This is a genomic window from Pseudoclavibacter sp. CFCC 11306 (assembly GCF_008831235.1).
Taxonomy (GTDB): Bacteria; Actinomycetota; Actinomycetes; order Actinomycetales; family Microbacteriaceae; genus Pseudoclavibacter_A.
Window position 1 is genome coordinate 22814 of the sequence record NZ_WBKF01000003.1, and the last position, 16903, is coordinate 39716.

General features: G+C 65.4%; 22 protein-coding genes. 9 read left to right on the forward strand and 13 right to left on the reverse strand.

Annotated elements, in window-relative coordinates; all coding sequences use genetic code 11:
• Positions 1 to 21 precede the first annotated feature (21 nt).
• Complete coding sequence (gene rpmI, locus F8O09_RS08955; protein WP_158031884.1) at positions 22 to 216, reverse strand: 50S ribosomal protein L35; 195 nt, start codon at positions 214 to 216, stop codon at positions 22 to 24.
• A 39-nt stretch (positions 217 to 255) separates the two neighbouring features.
• Positions 256 to 945 (reverse strand): translation initiation factor IF-3, encoded by a 690-nt coding sequence (infC, locus tag F8O09_RS08960; RefSeq protein ID WP_318655755.1) that lies wholly within the window; start codon positions 943 to 945, stop codon positions 256 to 258.
• Positions 946 to 1242: 297 nt separating this feature from the next.
• Between infC and F8O09_RS08965 the strand changes: the two genes are divergently transcribed.
• Positions 1243 to 1590 (forward strand): DUF1844 domain-containing protein, encoded by a 348-nt coding sequence (locus tag F8O09_RS08965; protein ID WP_158037617.1) that lies wholly within the window; start codon positions 1243 to 1245, stop codon positions 1588 to 1590.
• Positions 1591 to 1608: 18 nt separating this feature from the next.
• On the opposite strand, the gene F8O09_RS08970 is transcribed toward F8O09_RS08965, so the two are convergent.
• The 6 genes from F8O09_RS08970 to F8O09_RS08995 form a co-directional block, all read right to left on the reverse strand.
• Positions 1609 to 2388 (reverse strand): SseB family protein, encoded by a 780-nt coding sequence (locus tag F8O09_RS08970; protein WP_158055050.1) that lies wholly within the window; start codon positions 2386 to 2388, stop codon positions 1609 to 1611.
• A 9-nt stretch (positions 2389 to 2397) separates the two neighbouring features.
• Entirely contained in the window at positions 2398 to 3150 is a 753-nt protein-coding gene (gene priA / locus F8O09_RS08975; protein ID WP_158031886.1) for a bifunctional 1-(5-phosphoribosyl)-5-((5-phosphoribosylamino)methylideneamino)imidazole-4-carboxamide isomerase/phosphoribosylanthranilate isomerase PriA, read from the reverse strand.
• Between the two features lie 67 nt (positions 3151 to 3217).
• The gene (hisH, locus tag F8O09_RS08980; RefSeq protein ID WP_158031887.1) at positions 3218 to 3868 is read right to left on the reverse strand and encodes an imidazole glycerol phosphate synthase subunit HisH; all 651 of its coding nucleotides are present in this window, start codon (positions 3866 to 3868) and stop codon (positions 3218 to 3220) included.
• Positions 3865 to 4473, reverse strand: a complete 609-nt coding sequence (gene hisB, locus F8O09_RS08985) for an imidazoleglycerol-phosphate dehydratase HisB (RefSeq protein WP_158037497.1) — start codon at positions 4471 to 4473, stop codon at positions 3865 to 3867. The genes hisH and hisB overlap by 4 nt, the downstream gene beginning before the upstream one ends.
• Before the next feature lie 67 nt (positions 4474 to 4540).
• Positions 4541 to 5632: a histidinol-phosphate transaminase gene (locus F8O09_RS08990; protein ID WP_158055052.1), complete on the reverse strand. Its 1092-nt coding sequence runs from the start codon at positions 5630 to 5632 to the stop codon at positions 4541 to 4543.
• Positions 5633 to 5728: 96 nt separating this feature from the next.
• Positions 5729 to 6079, reverse strand: coding sequence for a LysM peptidoglycan-binding domain-containing protein (locus F8O09_RS08995; protein WP_158031890.1), 351 nt, complete (start codon positions 6077 to 6079; stop codon positions 5729 to 5731).
• A 186-nt stretch (positions 6080 to 6265) separates the two neighbouring features.
• Here F8O09_RS08995 and lexA point away from each other — a divergent pair, with 186 nt between their 5' ends.
• A complete protein-coding gene (gene lexA, locus F8O09_RS09000) occupies positions 6266 to 6967 on the forward strand; it encodes a transcriptional repressor LexA (protein WP_158031891.1) in 702 nt (233 codons plus the stop codon).
• 9 nt (positions 6968 to 6976) lie between these two features.
• Here the strand turns inward: lexA and hflX are convergent, their stop codons facing one another.
• Positions 6977 to 8503 carry a GTPase HflX gene (gene hflX, locus F8O09_RS09005; RefSeq protein WP_158055054.1) on the reverse strand — a complete coding sequence of 509 codons (1527 nt, stop codon included), beginning with the start codon at positions 8501 to 8503 and terminating at the stop codon, positions 6977 to 6979.
• Between the two features lie 28 nt (positions 8504 to 8531).
• Here hflX and F8O09_RS09010 point away from each other — a divergent pair, with 28 nt between their 5' ends.
• The 3 genes from F8O09_RS09010 to F8O09_RS09020 all read left to right on the forward strand — a co-directional run bounded on the left by F8O09_RS09010 (position 8532) and on the right by F8O09_RS09020 (position 11274).
• Positions 8532 to 9143, forward strand: coding sequence for a class I SAM-dependent methyltransferase (locus tag F8O09_RS09010; protein WP_158055056.1), 612 nt, complete (start codon positions 8532 to 8534; stop codon positions 9141 to 9143).
• A 70-nt stretch (positions 9144 to 9213) separates the two neighbouring features.
• Positions 9214 to 10893, forward strand: coding sequence for an AMP-binding protein (locus F8O09_RS09015; RefSeq protein WP_158055058.1), 1680 nt, complete (start codon positions 9214 to 9216; stop codon positions 10891 to 10893).
• Between the two features lie 72 nt (positions 10894 to 10965).
• On the forward strand, positions 10966 to 11274 hold the full coding sequence (locus F8O09_RS09020; RefSeq protein ID WP_158055059.1) for an antibiotic biosynthesis monooxygenase family protein: 309 nt from the start codon (positions 10966 to 10968) through the stop codon (positions 11272 to 11274).
• Positions 11275 to 11321: 47 nt separating this feature from the next.
• Here the strand turns inward: F8O09_RS09020 and F8O09_RS09025 are convergent, their stop codons facing one another.
• The 3 genes from F8O09_RS09025 to dapD all read right to left on the reverse strand — a co-directional run bounded on the left by F8O09_RS09025 (position 11322) and on the right by dapD (position 13367).
• On the reverse strand, positions 11322 to 11627 hold the full coding sequence (locus tag F8O09_RS09025) for an MTH1187 family thiamine-binding protein (protein WP_158055061.1): 306 nt from the start codon (positions 11625 to 11627) through the stop codon (positions 11322 to 11324).
• Positions 11628 to 11706: 79 nt separating this feature from the next.
• Positions 11707 to 12393 carry a TenA family protein gene (locus F8O09_RS09030; protein WP_158055062.1) on the reverse strand — a complete coding sequence of 229 codons (687 nt, stop codon included), beginning with the start codon at positions 12391 to 12393 and terminating at the stop codon, positions 11707 to 11709.
• Positions 12390 to 13367 (reverse strand): 2,3,4,5-tetrahydropyridine-2,6-dicarboxylate N-succinyltransferase, encoded by a 978-nt coding sequence (gene dapD / locus F8O09_RS09035; protein ID WP_158031898.1) that lies wholly within the window; start codon positions 13365 to 13367, stop codon positions 12390 to 12392. The genes F8O09_RS09030 and dapD overlap by 4 nt, the downstream gene beginning before the upstream one ends.
• A 35-nt stretch (positions 13368 to 13402) precedes the next feature.
• Between dapD and dapE the strand changes: the two genes are divergently transcribed.
• From dapE to F8O09_RS09050, 3 genes are all read left to right on the forward strand, one after another.
• Positions 13403 to 14485 (forward strand): succinyl-diaminopimelate desuccinylase, encoded by a 1083-nt coding sequence (gene dapE, locus F8O09_RS09040; protein WP_158055063.1) that lies wholly within the window; start codon positions 13403 to 13405, stop codon positions 14483 to 14485.
• Between the two features lie 95 nt (positions 14486 to 14580).
• The gene (locus F8O09_RS09045) at positions 14581 to 15459 is read left to right on the forward strand and encodes an Ltp family lipoprotein (RefSeq protein ID WP_158032138.1); all 879 of its coding nucleotides are present in this window, start codon (positions 14581 to 14583) and stop codon (positions 15457 to 15459) included.
• 140 nt (positions 15460 to 15599) lie between these two features.
• On the forward strand, positions 15600 to 15767 hold the full coding sequence (locus tag F8O09_RS09050) for a DUF3117 domain-containing protein (protein ID WP_158031900.1): 168 nt from the start codon (positions 15600 to 15602) through the stop codon (positions 15765 to 15767).
• Between the two features lie 53 nt (positions 15768 to 15820).
• Here the strand turns inward: F8O09_RS09050 and F8O09_RS09055 are convergent, their stop codons facing one another.
• Complete coding sequence (locus F8O09_RS09055) at positions 15821 to 16453, reverse strand: O-methyltransferase (RefSeq protein WP_158031901.1); 633 nt, start codon at positions 16451 to 16453, stop codon at positions 15821 to 15823.
• A 55-nt stretch (positions 16454 to 16508) separates the two neighbouring features.
• Here F8O09_RS09055 and F8O09_RS09060 point away from each other — a divergent pair, with 55 nt between their 5' ends.
• Complete coding sequence (locus F8O09_RS09060) at positions 16509 to 16901, forward strand: twin-arginine translocase TatA/TatE family subunit (RefSeq protein WP_225732972.1); 393 nt, start codon at positions 16509 to 16511, stop codon at positions 16899 to 16901.
• Positions 16902 to 16903: the final 2 nt, after the last annotated feature.

The following is a 16903-nucleotide window of genomic DNA, read 5'->3' on the forward strand; positions in this document are numbered from 1 at the left end:
TCTCTTCAGTCCGGTTCGCTCTTACTTGCCCAGCAGTCGCTTGACCTGCTTGGTGTCAGCGGCCGAGACCGGGACATCCGCGCTCAGGCGACGGGTGCGACGTGACGACTTGTGCTCGAGCAGGTGGCGCTTGTTCGCCTGCTCGCGGTACAGCTTGCCGCTGCCGGTGGTGCGAAAACGCTTCTTGGCACCGGAATGTGTCTTCTGCTTTGGCATCTTCTTCTTCTCTTTCGTATCTGCCGACCGGTGGATCGGTCAGTTGGTCTTCTCTGCGTCAGCCGTGGTCTTCTCAGCGTCAGCCTCGACTTCGGCGGCCTTCGCCTCGCGTTTCGCAGCACGCTCGGCCTCGGCCTTGATCTCGGCCTTGGTGCGGATCGGCGCCAGTACCATGGTCATGTTGCGACCGTCCTGCAGCGGCTTGAACTCGATGGTCGCGTACTCCTTGAGCTCTTCGGCGAGCTTCATGAGCAGCTTGTAGCCGAACTCGGGGCGAGACTGCTCACGACCACGGAACATGATCATGACCTTGACCTTGTCGCCGCTCTTGAGAAACCTGAGCACATGGCCCTTCTTGGTCTCGTAGTCGTGGCTGTCGATCTTGAGGCGGAAGCGAATCTCTTTGAGCTGGGCGTTCGTCTGGTTGCGACGGGCCTCACGCGCTTTCTGAGCGGCTTCGTACTTGAACTTGCCGTAGTCCATGAGCTTGGCTACCGGCGGCTTCGAATGCGGGGCGACCTCGACGAGGTCGAGGTCAGCCTCACGCGCCAAGTGCAGTGCCTTGGCTACGGAGACGACACCGATCTGCTCTCCCTTGGGCCCGACCAGACGGACTTCGGGAACTCGGATACGGTCATTGATGCGCGGCTCGCTAATCGGCTGCTCCTTACTCGTGCACGGCATGGTGAACGTCAGAGAAGCAGCAAGGCGCAGTCGCGTCTTGAGCACTTTGGACCCGGCAGTCTGTGTTGAGGTCGACTACAGTAGGTGGGAGTGTGAACTCCTCTTCAGCTCAGCGCTGAGCATCGTCGAGACGCACAGCACAAGCCATACTACCAGAGACCGAGCCCTCCTGCGAGCACTTGCGCTGCTCCTGCCGTTCTGAGTGCCGGGGAGACGAGAGAAAGAGCGAAGATGACCAAGCGAAGCATCCACGAAGGCGACATTCTGGGCGAGCGCTCCAGCGGTCTGCACAGCGACGGCGCCGACGCGGCTGAGTCGCCGACGGCCGGCGGAGCGCGCGAGATGGATGTTCGGGAGCGCGAAGCGCTGGAGGATCTGACCCGCGATATCGGCGACGTTCCTGCCGTCGAGGTCATCTCGACCGCAGCCGTGCATCTCATGAGCGCCGCAGCCGTGAAGATCGGGCTGGCTCAGGATCCAGAGCAGGAACGAGACCTCGACGAGGCGCGCAAACTCATTGAGGCGCTGGCCGGGCTGGTCATCGCATCGGCGCCTGCGATCGGCAACCTGCATGCCCGCAGCATGCGCGACGGGCTGCGCACCCTGCAGCTGGCCTTCCGCGAGGCGTCACTGATTCCCGACGCCCGTGGCGAGGGCCCGGGTGAGAAGCTCACAGGACCAGTGAACTGACCGAAAGCACCCCGGCGCTCAGTACTGAGTGCGCACGAAGCGCACCCCGATCGAGTCCACCTGCCCCATGATGGTCTCGTCGGCACGCCACTGCTCAGAGAGCCAGTCCGACATCTCTTTCAGCGCCGCAGCGTCCAGACCGTCGATGATCTCGAGCTGCACCAGAATCTCTGGACCGCGCAGCTGCGAGGTCGGGTCGCCCGGGGTCAGAACCAGCGATTTAATGCTGGGCAGCTCACTGGCCGGACGCATGAATGCCTCCAGTACGCGCGGATCGTCGATCGCCGGAGTCCACGCGCGGCCAGTCGCCAGCGCTTCCAGAGCCGGCCAGCGCACTACGAACTCACTTTCGGCACCGGGATCGACCACTACACGCGGGGTGTGCTCCCCCGCCGCTGCCAGCGCGACCCGGGGAGCCTCGGCTGGCACCGGCCGCGCCTCGGGGTTCCACTGCTGCATGGCATCCACCGCTGTGAAGACGGGCAGCGCACGCTGACCATCAGGAGTCGCAACGGTGACTGTTGCGAGCTCGGCAGACTTGTCGACCGGCAGCCCGTTCTCTGCGACGCCGGAGGATTCGAGCTCGGCGACCAGTGGAATCAGCAGCCTCGTCTTGTGCAGCACCGCGATGACCTCGCTGATGCTGATCTCGGCCAGGCGAAACCTGCGCACCGCCTCCAACCAAGCCGTCGGCGACGTGCCGTCATCGGTCGCGAAGCGATTGGCCTCGAATCGGCGCCCGGCCCATGGCGTGCCGGCTGAGTCAGCAGGCAGGCCGGATGCACGGCTGTCAGTCATCGACGCGCCTCAGTCGCGAGCGATGTCGAGGGCCTCGGCCAAGGTGAAGCGACCGGCATAGAGAGCCTTGCCGATGATCGCCCCCTCGAGGCCGGCCGGAATCAGATCGCGCAGCGCGGCGACGTCGTCCAGGGAGGAAACTCCGCCAGAGGCTACAACAGGCTTGTCAGTGCGAGCGAGCACCTGGCTCAGCAGGTCGAGATTCGGCCCTTTGAGCGTCCCGTCCTTCGACACATCGGTGACGACGTAGCGAGCACAGCCGGCTTCTTCCAGACGTTCCAGAACCTCGAACAGGTCGCCGCCGTCTTTCGTCCACCCGCGCGCAGCGAGGGTCGTGCCACGCACGTCGAGGCCGACGGCGATCGCCTCGCCATACTCACCGATGACTTTCGCAGCCCACTCAGGGTTCTCCAGCGCTGCGGTGCCGAGATTCACGCGTTTGACACCGGTGCTGAGCGCCTGCTCGAGAGAGCGATCGTCGCGGATGCCGCCGGAGAGCTCGATGTTGACGTGACCGGCCTGCTTGATGACGCGACGAATCGCCTTGCGGTTCTCACCGCGACCGAAGGCGGCGTCAAGGTCGACCAGGTGAATCCAGTCTGCCCCTTGGCGAACCCAGTCAAGGGCCGCATCGGTCGGGTCGCCGTACGACTTCTCAGTGCCGGCCTCGCCCTGGGTGAGGCGCACGGCCTTTCCATCGGCGATGTCGACGGCAGGCAGCAGCACCAGTTCAGGGCGCTGGGCCAGATCTTCCTCACTCATGTGTCTCTCCCTCATTCATACCGGTCACAGGGCTCCCCGAGTGACCTGATGTCTCGTGCACGACACCTCAGTGGGCGACGTTCGGCAATGTGCTCAGCCAGTTGCGCAGCAGTCTGATGCCTGCACGCCCCGACTTCTCAGGATGGAACTGCGTCGCGCACAGGGCACCGTTCTCGACCGCGGCCAGGAATGGCTCTCCGTAGGATGCCGTGGTCACGACCGGCTGCGGAAACGGCGGGTCGGTCTGCAGCGTCCAGCGTTTGGCCGCGAAGGTGTGCACGAAGTAGAAGCGCTCGTTCTCAATGCCCGAGAAGAGACGGCTGCTCTCCCCCGGCTGCACGGTGTTCCACCCCATGTGCGGCAGCACAGGAGCCTGCAGACGACTGACGGTACCAGGCCACTGAGCCAGTCCGTCATGCTCCGTCTCGCCTTCGACACCATGGTCAAACATCACCTGCATGCCGACGCAGATGCCGAGCACGGGAAGCCCGCCGGCGAGGCGCCGCTCGATCATCTGGGGTGCGCCGACTTCGTTGAGCTGGTCCATCACGGCGCCGAACGCACCGACACCGGGCACGAGCAGTCCATCGGCGGCGCCCACCGCGGCCTTGTCCCGGGTCAGCTGAACATCGGCGCCTGCCTGCGTGAGTGCCTTCGCCGCTGAGTGTACGTTGCCGCTGCCGTAGTCGAGCACGGCGACCGTGGGTCTTGCACTCACAGGGCGCCCTTTGTCGAGGGCACTCCGGTGACGCGCGGATCGAGCGACACCGCAGCACGCAGCGCGCGCGCGACCGCTTTGAACTCAGTCTCGGCGATGTGGTGCGGGTCGCGACCGGCCAGCACACGCAGGTGGATGGTGATTCCCGCGTGGAAGGCGAACGACTCTACGGCGTGACCGACGAGAGAACCGGTGAAGTGACCGCCGATCAGGTGCATCGTGAATGCCTCAGACTCGCCGGTGTGCACGAAGTACGGACGCCCCGAGATGTCGACGACGGCCTGTGCCAGAGCCTCGTCGAGCGGCACCGTGGCGTCGCCGTAGCGCGTGATGCCCCGTTTGTCGCCCAACGCCTGCTTCACTGCCTCGCCCAAGACGATAGCGGTGTCTTCGACGGTGTGATGCACATCGATGTCGATGTCGCCGGTCGCCTCGATATCGAGGTCGATGAGCGAGTGTCGGCTCAGTGCTGTGAGCATGTGATTGTAGAAGGGAACCCCGGTCTCGATGTGCGACGTGCCGGTGCCGTCGAGATCGACAGTCACGCGGACTGACGATTCAGAGGTCTCTCTGCGCACGGTCGCTCGACGCGATGATTCAGGCATCTCTCTCCCTTGTCAACTGCCCTCGTCCAGGGCGATCAGCCGCCCGGAGGCAATACGATCACCTAGTCTAACCGGCGGTGACCGGCGTGGCGATTCGTTCGAAGGCGGCAAGGAACGCGCTGGTCTCGCTCTCGGTTCCGGCGGTGACGCGCAGCGTGTGCGGAATACCGTTGTCGCGAACGATGATGCCCTCGGCGAGCAGACGAGTGAAGGTGTCTTTCGGGTCTGCCACGCCACCGATCAGCACGAAGTTCGACGCAGAGGGATAGGGCGTGAAGCCGAGCTCGGCAACTCGCCGTTCGATGCGGTCTCGCTGCGCGCGGATGCGATCGACATTGGCGAGCATCGCCGGCGCGTGACGCAGTGCGGCTTCGGCCGCGGCCTGAGTGAGCGCAGAGAGATGGTAGGGCAGCCGCACCAGCCGAAGTGCGTCGACGAACGCCGGATCTGCGGCGAGATAGCCGACCCGTGCACCCGCATAGGCGAACGCCTTGCTCATGGTGCGCGAGATCGCCAGACGTGGGCGCCCCGGCAGCAGTGTGAGTGCGCTCACGGCATCGGAACCGCTGAACTCCTGATAGGCCTCGTCGACGACCACGATGCCATCAGTTGCGGCGTATGCGGCTTCGATCACATCGAGCGCGGCGCCAGTGCCGGTGGGGTTGTTGGGCCGGCAGATGAACACGAGATCTGGACGGTGCTCGCGGATCGCCGCGGCAACGGCATCTGGGGTGAGAGTGAAATCAGCCTGCCGATCGATCGGCAGCCAGGCCGTCTGTGTTCCGGCTGCCAGCAGTGGGTACATCGAGTAGGTCGGTACGAAGCTCAGCAGTGACCGACCTGGCCCGCCGAATGCTTGCAGCACCTGCTGCAGCACCTCGTTCGAGCCGTTTGCCGCCCAGACCTGCTCTGGGGTGACACCGTGACCGAGGTAGCCGGCCAAGGCTTCGCGCAGTGCGGTGAACTCTCGGTCGGGGTAGCGGTTCAGACCGGCGACCACACCAGCGACGCTCTCTTGGATGTCGCGAACGGCTTCTGAGGGAAGTCCGAAGGTGTTCTCGTTCACATTGAGTTCGATGGGCACGTGCAGCTGCGGTGCGCCGTACGGCTGCTGTCCGACGAGTTCTGCGCGAAGGGGAAGATCATCAAGAGTGGTCACAGACGCAAGTCTACGCGTGCGCCCTTGCGCAAACGACGAACCGACAGGACGGTGTCATCAGGACTCCGGTCTCGAACCAGTCCGCAAGTTCGTCGTTCAGGCGTCGAGCAGATGAGCGGGAATGATCAGCTGTTCACCAGGATGCACCGTGGCGTCATCGAGATGGTTCGCTCTGCGGATCTCGGCGACGGCGTCGCGCACGTCATGACGCGGGGCGGACAGCTGTGCGATGTCCCAGAGCGTGTCGCCGGGCTGGACCTGCACTCTGGTGACTTCGATCGGCTCGTCGTCACCGGCGAAGGCCTGGGTACCGAATGAGATGGCCGCCACAATCACTGCGGTCAGCAGCATCACCAGTGCCAGCGCCCGCACCTGCCGGCCACGGCGCGTGAGACGTGCTCGCGTCTTGACGATGGGTGCCGAGGAGAGGTTGTTGGTCGCGTCCATGAGAAGTCCTTTCGAACGTGTCTTTCGAATATATCTTCGAATCTGCGTTTGGGCAACCCACTCACGCCACGCCTGTTCGAAGACATCTTTGGCCAGATGCCCATCGTTCGGATAAAGTTTCGAATAGGCATCACCTGAGTCAGTGCACCACGACCCACTGACATCACGCGCAGAAGGACTGAAAATATGGCCACGAGACCGCACACGTCGACGACGTCAGGCCGTGGTGACCGCTCACGGCTCAGTAAGAAGCAGCAGAGCATCCTCGCATTCATCACCGAGTCGATCAGCGACCGCGGGTATCCGCCGAGCATGCGCGAGATCGGCGATGCGGTCGGTCTCTCGTCACTGTCATCGGTGACCCACCAGCTCAATCAGCTCGAACTCGCCGGCTGCATCCGCCGCGACCCGAAGCGACCGCGCGCACTCGAAGTGCTCATCGAGCAGGAGCCGACGGCCGTCGCCGAACCACCGTCGACTCCGGCACAGCAGGCACTGGCGGTCGTCTCAGAAGAGACCGCGATGGTGCCACTGGTCGGTCAGATCGCCGCTGGCTCCCCCATCCTCGCCGATCAGCACATCGACGACGTCTTTCCGCTGCCGAGACAACTGGTCGGGCAGGGCGAGCTCTTTCTGCTCAAAGTGCGCGGAGACTCCATGATCGACGCGGCGATCTGCGACGGCGACTGGGTCGTGGTGAGGCAGCAGCAGGACGCCGTCGCCGGTGACATCGTCGCCGCACTGCTTGAAGAGGAGGCCACGGTGAAGACATTCCGTCAGCGTGACGGGCACACCTGGCTGCTCCCTCAGAACACCCAGTACGAGCCGATCCTCGGTGACCACGCGGTCATCCTCGGCAAAGTCGTCGCCGTGCTGCGCTCTGTGTGATCGCGGCACTCACTGCACGGCAGCAGCTGTGACGGCAACCCCGTCAATCTGCTCTGCCAGCTGCGGGCTGACGCGCGCATGCAGCCGTGTGCCCTTGTCAAGGTACTCGGCGTGCAGCACCTGCCCGTGCTCGTGCGCCTGCGCAACGAGGTCGCCGCGGTCGTAGGGAACCACGACATCGATTTCGACGCCGGGGTCGGGCAGCGCAGTCTCGATGCGACGCACCAGGTCGGCGATCCCCTCACCGGTGCGAGTCGAGACCATCGAAGCCTCGGGCTCCATGGCACGAAGCACCATGCGACGCTCGTCGTCGACGAGGTCGATCTTGTTGAAGACCAGAATCTCGCGTGCCTCCTCCAGACCCGACTCCGCCAGCACGGTTCTCACCGCTTCGATCTGCGCCTGTGGATCGGGATGCGAGCCGTCGACGACGTGCACGAGTACATCTGCGTCGGCTGCCTCTTCGAACGTCGACCGGAACGCCTCGACGAGCTGGTGCGGCAGACGCCGCACGAAGCCGACTGTGTCGCTGAGCGTGTACACCCGACCGTCTTCGGTCGTGTTGCGACGCACGGTCGAGTCAAGAGTCGCGAACAGCTGGTTCTGCACGAGTTCGTCCGAACCGGTGATCGCGTTGACCAGCGACGACTTGCCCGCGTTGGTGTACCCGACCACGGCAACCGACGGAATCGCGAAACGGTCGCGGTTCGCACGCTTCGCGGCGCGAGCCGGAGCCATCGCCTTGATCTGTTTGCGCAGCTTCGCCATGCGCGTGTGAATGCGCCGGCGATCCATCTCGATCTGCGTCTCGCCCGGACCACGCGAGCCGATGCCCTCACCGGCAGCAGCACGGCCGCCGGCCTGACGGCTCAGCGACCCGCCCCAGCCTCGCAGACGCGGCAGCATGTACTCCATCTGCGCGAGCTCGACCTGGGCTTTGCCCTCTCGGCTCTTGGCGTGCTGGGCGAAGATGTCGAGGATCAGCGCGGTGCGGTCGACGACCTTCACCCGCACGACGTCTTCGAGCGCACGCCGCTGACTCGGGGCGAGCTCAGTGTCTGCGATGACGGTGTCGGCACCCAGTGCGGCGACGAGCTCTTTCAGCTCATGGGCCTTGCCATGGCCAAGATACGTGCCCGGATCAGGGTTCAGCCGGCGCTGCAGCAGCGCATCCAGCACTCGTGATCCGGCGGTCTCTGCCAGTGCGGCGAGCTCGGCAAGCGAGTTCTCGGCATCGGCAAGACTCCCCTGCGTGTACACACCGATCAGCACGACGTTCTCGAGCCGCAGCTGCCGGTACTCGACCTCTGAGACGTCTTCGAGTTCGGTTGAGAGCCCTGCAACGCGCTTCAGCGCCGCACGTTCGAATCGCTCCTCGTCACCACCGTGAGCCTCGCTCGCCTCAGACTGCAGCGCCTGAGCATGGCCGACCTTCACAGTGGTCGAATCGATCTCTCGGCCGAGAGCCTCCGTCGCCTGCTCACGAGCCTCGATCCTTTGCAGCAGCTCGTCCAACGGGCGCCCGGAATCTGTCATGTATATGTACCTCCACTAACCTGAACGCATGGCTCAAGAGCATTATTTCGCCGAACACCCACAGGTGGCCGCGCATTGGCGCGACATCGACGTCGATCTCGATGGTCGCACACACACAGTGGCCGTCGCCAGTGGCCTGTTCTCCCCCGACGGGCTCGACAAAGCCACCCGCATCCTGCTCGATCACGTGCCAGAGCCGCCGCAGACCGGTCAGGCGCTCGACATCGGGTGCGGCTGGGGCCCGATCGCACTGACGCTTGCCCTGCGTGCACCGCATCTGCGGGTCTGGGCAGTCGACGTGAACGAGCGGGCGAGGGATGCCACCACGCGCAACGCCGATCGCCTCGGTCTCGATGGGGTCACCGTCGCCTCTCCCGACGGCGTGCCCGACGATGCTGAGTTCGACGTCATATGGGCGAATCCGCCGATCCGCATCGGCAAACAGGCGCTGCACGAGCTGCTGCTGACCTGGCTGCCGCGGCTCGCTCCTGGCGGAGCAGCCTGGCTCGTCGTCGGCAAGCAGCTCGGTGCTGACTCGCTGCAGCGCTGGCTGGCCGAGGAGCTGCCCGGCGACTTCGAAGTGCGCCGTGCAGCCACTGCGCGTGGATTCCGTGTGATCCACATTCGGCGCGACGCCTGACGTAGGCTGTCTGCCGGGCGCAGCAACGGCGGTGCGCCTTACTGAGAAGCACGACGAGACTGGAGCCCAGATGACCGAAGCGCAGCAGCCCGACACCGAGATCACTCGGCTCATCGACGAAGAGATCACCCGCTGGCGTGCCGTCTACGACGCACCCGAGGCGAACGCGATCGATCTGCTGCTGCGGGCGCATCCTCGCGATGCTGTGGCCTTCCGCACCGTCGACGCCGACTGGAATGCCGTCGACCTCACATTCGGCGACCTCGACGAACTCTCGCAGCGCTCGGCTCGCGTGCTCGCCGATCTCGGCGTCACTGAGGGCTCCCGCGTCGGCGTCATGATGGCTCGATCAGCCGACTACATCGGCATTCTGCTCGGCATCTGGCGTCTCGGCGCCGTGCACATCCCCCTCTTCACCGCCCTCGCGGCGCAGGCCATCGGCATGCGGGTCAACGCCGGTCGTGCCACTTTGGTCGTGGCCGACGCGAGCCAGCGACACAAGCTCGACCCGAGCGAGGATCTGCCGGCAGACGGGCGCAGCTGGAGCATCCTGCGCGTCGACCCGATCGACGACGACACGACGGCAGACGCGCACCCGGAATGGGCCGACGACGCGGTCTTCGGCCCGCTCGTCGAAGCGGCCGAGCCCCTCACCGAATCGGCTTCGATCGGCGGTGACGGCGTGCTCGCGCTGCTCTACACCTCTGGCACGACCGGGGCGCCGAAGGGCGTCCCGCTGCCGATGAAGGCGCTGGTGTCGTTCCGCTCGTACATGGTCAACGGGCTCGATCTGCAGCCCGACGACGTGTTCTGGAACGCCGCCGACCCAGGCTGGGCCTACGGGCTCTACTTCGGGGTGCTCGGGCCGCTGGTCGTGGGCCACACGAACCTGCTGCCGCACGACAAATTCACCGCCGAGCAGGCCTGGAACGTGCTCAGCCGGTTCGGCGTCACCAACTTCTGCGGAGCACCCACCATGTTTCGTGCCATGCGCAACGACCCGCAGAGCGACCTGCCCGTGCGCCTGCGCCGCGCGTCGTCTGCAGGTGAGCCCCTGACGCCCGAGGTGCTCGAGTGGTCGCGCGATGTGCTCGGAGCCGAGCCACACGATCACTACGGACAGACCGAGCACGGCATGCTGATCGGGGTGCCCTGGCGCGAGGGCATCTCGCTGCCGGCCCAGGCCGGTTCGATGGGTGTGACACTGCCCGGCTGGCACTGCGAGATCCTTGATCAGGATGCTGACCGGCCGGCCAAGGCCGGCGAGGTGGGTCGTCTCGCCTTCGCGCCTTCCGAGAGCCCGGTCTGGTGGTTCCCGGGTTATGACGATGCGCCGCAGAAGACCGCCGAGCGCTACACCGACGACGGCCGCTGGTACCTCACCGGAGACCTCGCCTGGCAGAGCGACGACGGTCAGCTGCACTTCGTGTCGCGCGACGACGACCTCATTCTGGCTGCTGGCTATCGCATCAGTCCGCTCGACGTCGAGAGCGTGCTCGCCATGCACCCGGCCGTGCGCGAGGTCGCGGTCGTCGGCAAGCCCGACGAGCTGCGCGGCGAGGTCGTCGCGGCCTATATCGTGCTCGCTCAGAGCTTCACCGGTGACGAGACGCTCATCCACGAGCTGCAGCAGGAGGTCAAGACCCGCTACGCGGCGCACGCCTATCCGCGGGTGATCGAGTTCGTCGACGAGCTGCCCCGAACCGCGAGCGCGAAGGTTCAGCGCTACGTGCTCAAAGAGCGGGCCTGATCGTCGGCGCTGCCGACTGCCGTGGGGCCGCCTGAGCCCTTCGGAACGAGAATCGCAACAGAAGGAGACAACATGTCAGTCGTCGTCATCAATGCGCTAGAGGTGCCCGAAGGCGAAGGCGCCGAGCTGGAGCGCCGCTTCGCCGCTCGCCGTCACTCGGTCGACGGGCAGCCGGGGTTCGAGAGCTTCCAGCTGCTGCGCCCGACCGCGGGTGAGGATCGCTACTTCGTGCTGACGCAGTGGGCGACGCAGCAGGACTTCGAACACTGGCGCGACAGCCGCGCGAACCATGCCGCGCACGCTCACGACGCGAGCCACAAGCCGGTCGCCACCGGTGCGCATCTGCTCGAGTTCGAGGTCGTCGACCTCGAAGAGATCTGACCTGATCCGGGAGGCATTCCCACAACGGATCTGTACGCAGCGGCGTCTCAGAGCTCGTCGATGGCCTGTTCGAGCCGTTCGAGCTTGCCGGTGATCTCGCCGGTGTGACCTGGGCGGATATCCGCCTTGATCACCAGCGAGACCCGCGACCCGAACGGCTCGACCGCCTCAGTGGCGCGCTTCGCGACGTCGAAGACCTCATCCCATGTGCCCTCGATCTCAGTGAACATCGACGAGGTGCGATTGGGCAGACCAGAGTCGCGCACGACCTTGACCGCCGCGGCGACCGCATCGTGTACCGACGCATCGGCTCGGCCGGTGCCCGACGGCGCCACAGAGAATGCCAACAGCATGATTGCCTCCTCAGACTCTCAGTTCTCGTTCACTCGGTGCCCCACGGTGGCTCAGTGCATCCGTCTCAGCGCATGCGGCTCAGTGCTCAGGCCAGCGCTCGCGGAGCTTCGCCGTGCGCCAGAACAGCAGCTCGTAGCGCGTGGCGATCAGGAATGCGTCGAGCATGCGCTGGCGCTCGTCGGCGCCGACCTGCTCTGCTGCTGCATCCGTCCAGCGACGGGCTTCAACCACGGCGTGCTGAAAATCCTCGCCGTCATAGTTGGCCACCCACTGGGCGAACGGATGCCGTGGATCGGCCGCGAGCACGTCGTGCGCGTGCACGGCCAGCCGAGCCGACACATCCGCATACACCCAGAAACACGGCAGCAGAGCAGCCGCGGCGACGGCGTACGACTCGGTCGCGGCGGTGGCGACGAGGTACGACGTGTAGCCGAGCGAGGTGGGCGACGCCTGCAGCGGCTCGCGCACCTCTTCGGCACGGCCGTGCGGCAGCAGCGTCTCGTGCAGCTCGGTCTCGCCGGTGCTCGCTTCGGCTGCGGCGCCCGCCCAGAAAGCGGCGCTCTGCGGATCGGGAGCGTGGGTCGCCACAAAGGCGAGCGCCTTGGCGTAGCCCGTCAGGTAGAACGAATCCTGCCGCAGATAGAACAGGAAGTCGTCCATGTCGAGCGTGCCGTCACCGAGCTCGCGCAGAAAGTCGAGTTCGTCGATCTGCGCACGCAGCCCCGCCGTGAGCGTCCAGGCCTCGTCGCTGAACGCGGCACTCAAGCGTGCAGCTCCGGGTTCAGCTCGATGCCCTGACCCTTTCGACGCAGCGCCTCGACCGCACCGGTGACCGAGTTGCGACGGAACAGCAGGTTGCTCTCGCCGCTCAGCTCAACGGCCTTGACGACGCGCTGTGTGCCGCCTGCACCAAGCAGCGTGACCTTGGTGCCAGCCGTGATGTAGAGCCCTGCCTCGACGACGCTGTCGTCACCGATCGAGATGCCGATGCCGGCATTCGCGCCGAGCAGCGCATGCTCGCCGATGCGCACGCGCTCGCGACCGCCACCCGAGAGCGTGCCCATGATGGATGCGCCGCCGCCGATGTCCGAGCCGTCGCCGACCACGACGCCCTGCGAGATGCGCCCCTCGACCATCGACTCGCCGAGAGTGCCGGCGTTGAAGTTGACGAAGCCTTCGTGCATGACCGTCGTGCCCGGAGCGAGGTGTGCGCCCAGACGCACGCGAGCGCCGTCTCCGATGCGCACGCCCTTGGGGCTCACGTAGTCGATCAGACGCGGGAACTTGTCGACCAGCAGCGCGACGACGCCTGCCGCGCGCAGCTGCCCGCGGCGACGGTCGAAGGTGTCGGGCTCGACCGGCCCGCGGTTGGTCCAGACGTTGTTCGGCAGGTGGCCGAAGATGCCGTCGAGGTTGATCGAGTTGGGCTGCACCAGCAGATGCGACAGCAGGTGCAGGCGCAGATACGCGTCAGCGGTGTCTTCGACGGGCTGCTGCAGGTCGACGACCACTGAGATCACCCGACGTTCGACCTCACGCAGCTCGTCTCGCGCCTGATCGCCTTCGACGAGCCCCGCAAAGTGCGACTCGAGCCCCGGCTGCTGGCCCGGCGCGTCTTCGACTCTCTCGAGCAGCTCGGGCAGCGGGAACCACACGTCCAGCACATCGCCCTTCGCAGTGAGCGTGGCGAGGCCGGTGCCGAATCCGATGCGGGGTGCGTTGTCTGGGGTGTCAGTCATAGGCACAGATTGTACCCGTCGCTACCATGTTGACCATGAACACTTCGCCCGACGCTCTCGACCTCTCCGGCTCGGTCATCGACCTGACCCGCGCCATCTGCGACATTCCGTCTGAGTCGGGTGACGAACGGCGGCTGGCCGACGCGGTCGAGCACGCGCTGCGCACGCAGACCGACCTCGAGGTGCTGCGCGACGGCGACACCATTGTGGCCCGCACGCACCTCGGACGCGACCGACGAGTGCTTCTGGCGGGGCACCTCGACACCGTGCCGATCCGGGACAACGTGCCGACCACCACCACGACTGACGCCGAAGGCACCTGGCTGAACGGTCGTGGCACCGTCGACATGAAGGCCGGTGACGCCGTGTTCCTGGCCGTTGCGGGTCGTGTGCCCGCCCCGAGCGTCGACATCACCTATGTCTTCTACGACAACGAAGAGGTCGCCGCCGACCTCAACGGTCTGGGCCGAGTCTCTCGTGAGCACCCTGAGTGGCTGGCCGCCGACTTCGCCATCCTCGGCGAGCCCACCGGTGGCGAGATCGAAGGCGGGTGCAACGGCACGTGCCGCTTCCTGCTGCACACTCGGGGCCGGCGCGCGCATTCCGCCCGCGCATGGGTCGGGGTGAATGCGATTCATGCCGCCGCCGGCATTCTCGACATTCTGCGCGACTTCGAGCCCGAGACGATCACGGTCGACGGTCTTGCCTACCGCGAGGGTCTCAACGCCGTAGGCATCACGGGAGGTGTCGCCGGCAACGTGATTCCCGACGAGTGCACCGTGCACGTCAACTATCGCTTCGCACCGAGCCGCAGCGCAGCCGAGGCAGAGCAGCGCATGCGCGACCTCTTCGCCGGCTACGAGATCGAGTTCATCGATATGTCGCCGGGGGCCCGCCCTGGGCTCGACGCCCCGATCGCCAAGGAGTTCGTCGAGGCCGTCGGCAGCGAACCGAAGCCGAAATACGGCTGGACCGATGTCTCCCGCTTCAGTGCGCTCGGCATCCCCGCGGTCAATTTCGGCCCCGGAGACGCACTGCTGGCGCACGCCGACGACGAACGTCTGCGCGTCGACGAAGTGCCGGGCTGTCTGGATGCGCTGGTCGCCTGGCTGCGCTGACCCCGGGTGCGCCAGGCTCAGTGAACACTCGGCTGTCGGTGGGAGTGGTTATTCTCAGATAACACACAGCCGATTGATGATTGGAGCTTGGCCACATGACCAACAACACCCCGAGTACCCCTCCCGCAGGTTGGTACCCCGACCCGCAGCAGCCAGGTGCAGAACGATACTTCGACGGCACCGGGTGGACGGCACAGCAGCGAAACCCGAATGCTCAGTTCGGCGCTCCACAGCAGGGCCAGTCGCCGAAGAGCTTTCTGGCCACCTGGCTGCTCAGCCTGTTCTTAGGCTCTCTGGGCATCGACCGCTTCTATCTCGGCAAAGTCGGCACCGGCATCCTGAAGCTCATCACCCTCGGCGGCTTCGGCATCTGGTCACTGATCGACCTCATTCTGACCCTCACCGGCAACGCAACTGACAAACAGGGGCTCAAAGTGCGCCCGGAGGGCAAGCAGGCGACCATCGCCTGGATCGTCTCTGCCGTGGTCGTCGTACTCGGCATAGCCTCGGGTGCCACCACAGGCACCACGCTGTCGTCAACCACGACGGGCGTCGGCACGTCGGCAACGCAGCAGCCATTCGCATCGAGCACACCCACGAATGAGGCACAGACCGATGCTGCCCCCAAGACCGAAGCCACACCTGAGGCCGCACCGGCCACGAGTGCGCCCGAGCCTCCGGCGGGCTCAGTGTCTCAGACACAGGCCGCGCGAAAGGCGCAGAACTACCTCGATCTGACCGGCTTCTCACGAGATGGCCTCATCAAGCAGCTCGAGTTCGAGCACTTCTCGGCTGCCGACGCCGCCGCCGCGGTCGACTCGTTGAACGTCGACTGGAATGCCCAGGCCGAGCGCAAAGCTGCCGACTATCTGAAGCTCACCGGCTTCTCGCACAAGTCACTCGTCGATCAGTTGGTCTTCGACGGGTTCACGGCTGCCCAGGCCGAGCACGGGGCCCAGAGCGCCGGACTCTAGCCTGCATCGTCTTCGTCCCAGACTCATCGATGTCCAGAAGGGTCTGGGACGAAGTGTGCCCTGCCCCTTTTCGACCGCTCGTGAGATACTGGAGTGGTGCAAAGCAGCACGCTCGTATCGCTCAGAAAGAGGTATATGCCATGGCAGCGATGAAACCGCGCACTGGTGACGGACCGATGGAGGCCGTCCGAGAGGGCAAGGTCATCGTGGTACGCGTGCCACTTGAAGGCGGCGGACGACTGGTCGTCTCCGTCACACCAGACGAGGCCAAAGAGCTGCACTCCGTTCTGGCCGACGTGGTCGCCTGAACCGGTTTTGACCGGGTTTCTAGCTCGCTCGGGTCTCTGAGTTGCTGGGGCCTCTAGCTTGCTGGGGCCACCACAGTCAGCAGGCCGTCATCCAGCGGGAGCAGCGATGATCGAATCTGGTCTCGCTTGCCGATCTCTTCGATGAGATCTCGCAGCCCAGTCGTCTCGGCATCCCGGGCCGCTGGATCGGCCACTCGGCCATGAGCCAGTGCGTGGGCCAGGACGATGAGCCCACCCGGTCGTGCCAGCCGCAGTCCGTGTGCGACATAGGCGGGCGCCGAAGCGATGTCGGCGTCGATGAACACCAGATCGTACGAACGGTCGGCAAGTCGTTCCAGCACTCCTGATGCACGCCCCAGAATGGCGCGCACATGCGACCCTGGCAGGGCTGCCTGAGCGAACGAGCGTTTGGCCGACTGCTGGTAGTCGACCTCTGACTCAATCGTGGTCAGCGTAGCCTCTGGCGCGCCCTTCAGCAGCCACAGACCGCTGACACCTGTTCCAGTGCCCACTTCGACGATGTTGCGGGCGTCTACAGCACCGCTGAGCAGTGCAAGCTGTGCGCCGACGATCGGTGAGACCGCCTCGACATTCCACTCGAGCGCCGCAGCTCGGGCGCGTTCGATCGTCTCAGGCTCGGTCTGGTATTCGGCCGTGTACCTGGCGATGTTCGCCGCTGATGTCATGGCAACCTCCTGCTGCAAGCATAGGAACAACTCGGCTACTGTAATACCTGTGGGAATGAGTTTCGAGAAAATCCTCTTGGTAGCGGTGGTTGCTGCGCTCATTCTCGGCCCGGCGAATCTGCCTCGCTACGCAGAGATGCTCGGTCGTGGCACGCGCAAGGTCAAAGAGTTTCTCGAGAGTTCCAAGCAGCGTGTCAAAGACGAGACCGACGGCGCCATCGACGACCTTGACTGGAAGAAGCTCGACCCACGCCAGTACGATCCACGTCGCATCATCGCCGAGGCCCTGCAGGATGATCCGCCCATCAGAACCGCCGCAGGCGCAGCCGGAGCGGCGACCGAGGCCATCGCATCCACCGCACTCACAGCCACCGCGCTCGTCGCGAGCGAGCGAGCCGAACGCGAGCGCAATCAGCGACCGGCACCGTTCGACAACGACGCGACCTGATC

What these genes read in the sequence shown, in the direction of transcription:
- rpmI (WP_158031884.1), bottom strand. Translation starts at nt 216, where the DNA reads ATGCCAAAGCAGAAGACACATTCCGGTGCCAAGAAGCGTTTTCGCACC.
- F8O09_RS08965 (WP_158037617.1), top strand. Translation starts at nt 1,243, where the DNA reads ATGGATGTTCGGGAGCGCGAAGCGCTGGAGGATCTGACCCGCGATATC.
- F8O09_RS08970 (WP_158055050.1), bottom strand. Translation starts at nt 2,388, where the DNA reads ATGACTGACAGCCGTGCATCCGGCCTGCCTGCTGACTCAGCCGGCACG.
- priA (WP_158031886.1), bottom strand. Translation starts at nt 3,150, where the DNA reads ATGAGTGAGGAAGATCTGGCCCAGCGCCCTGAACTGGTGCTGCTGCCT.
- hisB (WP_158037497.1), bottom strand. Translation starts at nt 4,473, where the DNA reads ATGCCTGAATCATCGCGTCGAGCGACCGTGCGCAGAGAGACCTCTGAA.
- F8O09_RS08995 (WP_158031890.1), bottom strand. Translation starts at nt 6,079, where the DNA reads ATGGACGCGACCAACAACCTCTCCTCGGCACCCATCGTCAAGACGCGA.
- lexA (WP_158031891.1), top strand. Translation starts at nt 6,266, where the DNA reads ATGGCCACGAGACCGCACACGTCGACGACGTCAGGCCGTGGTGACCGC.
- hflX (WP_158055054.1), bottom strand. Translation starts at nt 8,503, where the DNA reads ATGACAGATTCCGGGCGCCCGTTGGACGAGCTGCTGCAAAGGATCGAG.
- F8O09_RS09010 (WP_158055056.1), top strand. Translation starts at nt 8,532, where the DNA reads ATGGCTCAAGAGCATTATTTCGCCGAACACCCACAGGTGGCCGCGCAT.
- F8O09_RS09015 (WP_158055058.1), top strand. Translation starts at nt 9,214, where the DNA reads ATGACCGAAGCGCAGCAGCCCGACACCGAGATCACTCGGCTCATCGAC.
- F8O09_RS09020 (WP_158055059.1), top strand. Translation starts at nt 10,966, where the DNA reads ATGTCAGTCGTCGTCATCAATGCGCTAGAGGTGCCCGAAGGCGAAGGC.
- F8O09_RS09025 (WP_158055061.1), bottom strand. Translation starts at nt 11,627, where the DNA reads ATGCTGTTGGCATTCTCTGTGGCGCCGTCGGGCACCGGCCGAGCCGAT.
- dapD (WP_158031898.1), bottom strand. Translation starts at nt 13,367, where the DNA reads ATGACTGACACCCCAGACAACGCACCCCGCATCGGATTCGGCACCGGC.
- dapE (WP_158055063.1), top strand. Translation starts at nt 13,403, where the DNA reads ATGAACACTTCGCCCGACGCTCTCGACCTCTCCGGCTCGGTCATCGAC.
- F8O09_RS09045 (WP_158032138.1), top strand. Translation starts at nt 14,581, where the DNA reads ATGACCAACAACACCCCGAGTACCCCTCCCGCAGGTTGGTACCCCGAC.
- F8O09_RS09050 (WP_158031900.1), top strand. Translation starts at nt 15,600, where the DNA reads ATGGCAGCGATGAAACCGCGCACTGGTGACGGACCGATGGAGGCCGTC.
- F8O09_RS09055 (WP_158031901.1), bottom strand. Translation starts at nt 16,453, where the DNA reads ATGACATCAGCGGCGAACATCGCCAGGTACACGGCCGAATACCAGACC.
- F8O09_RS09060 (WP_225732972.1), top strand. Translation starts at nt 16,509, where the DNA reads ATGAGTTTCGAGAAAATCCTCTTGGTAGCGGTGGTTGCTGCGCTCATT.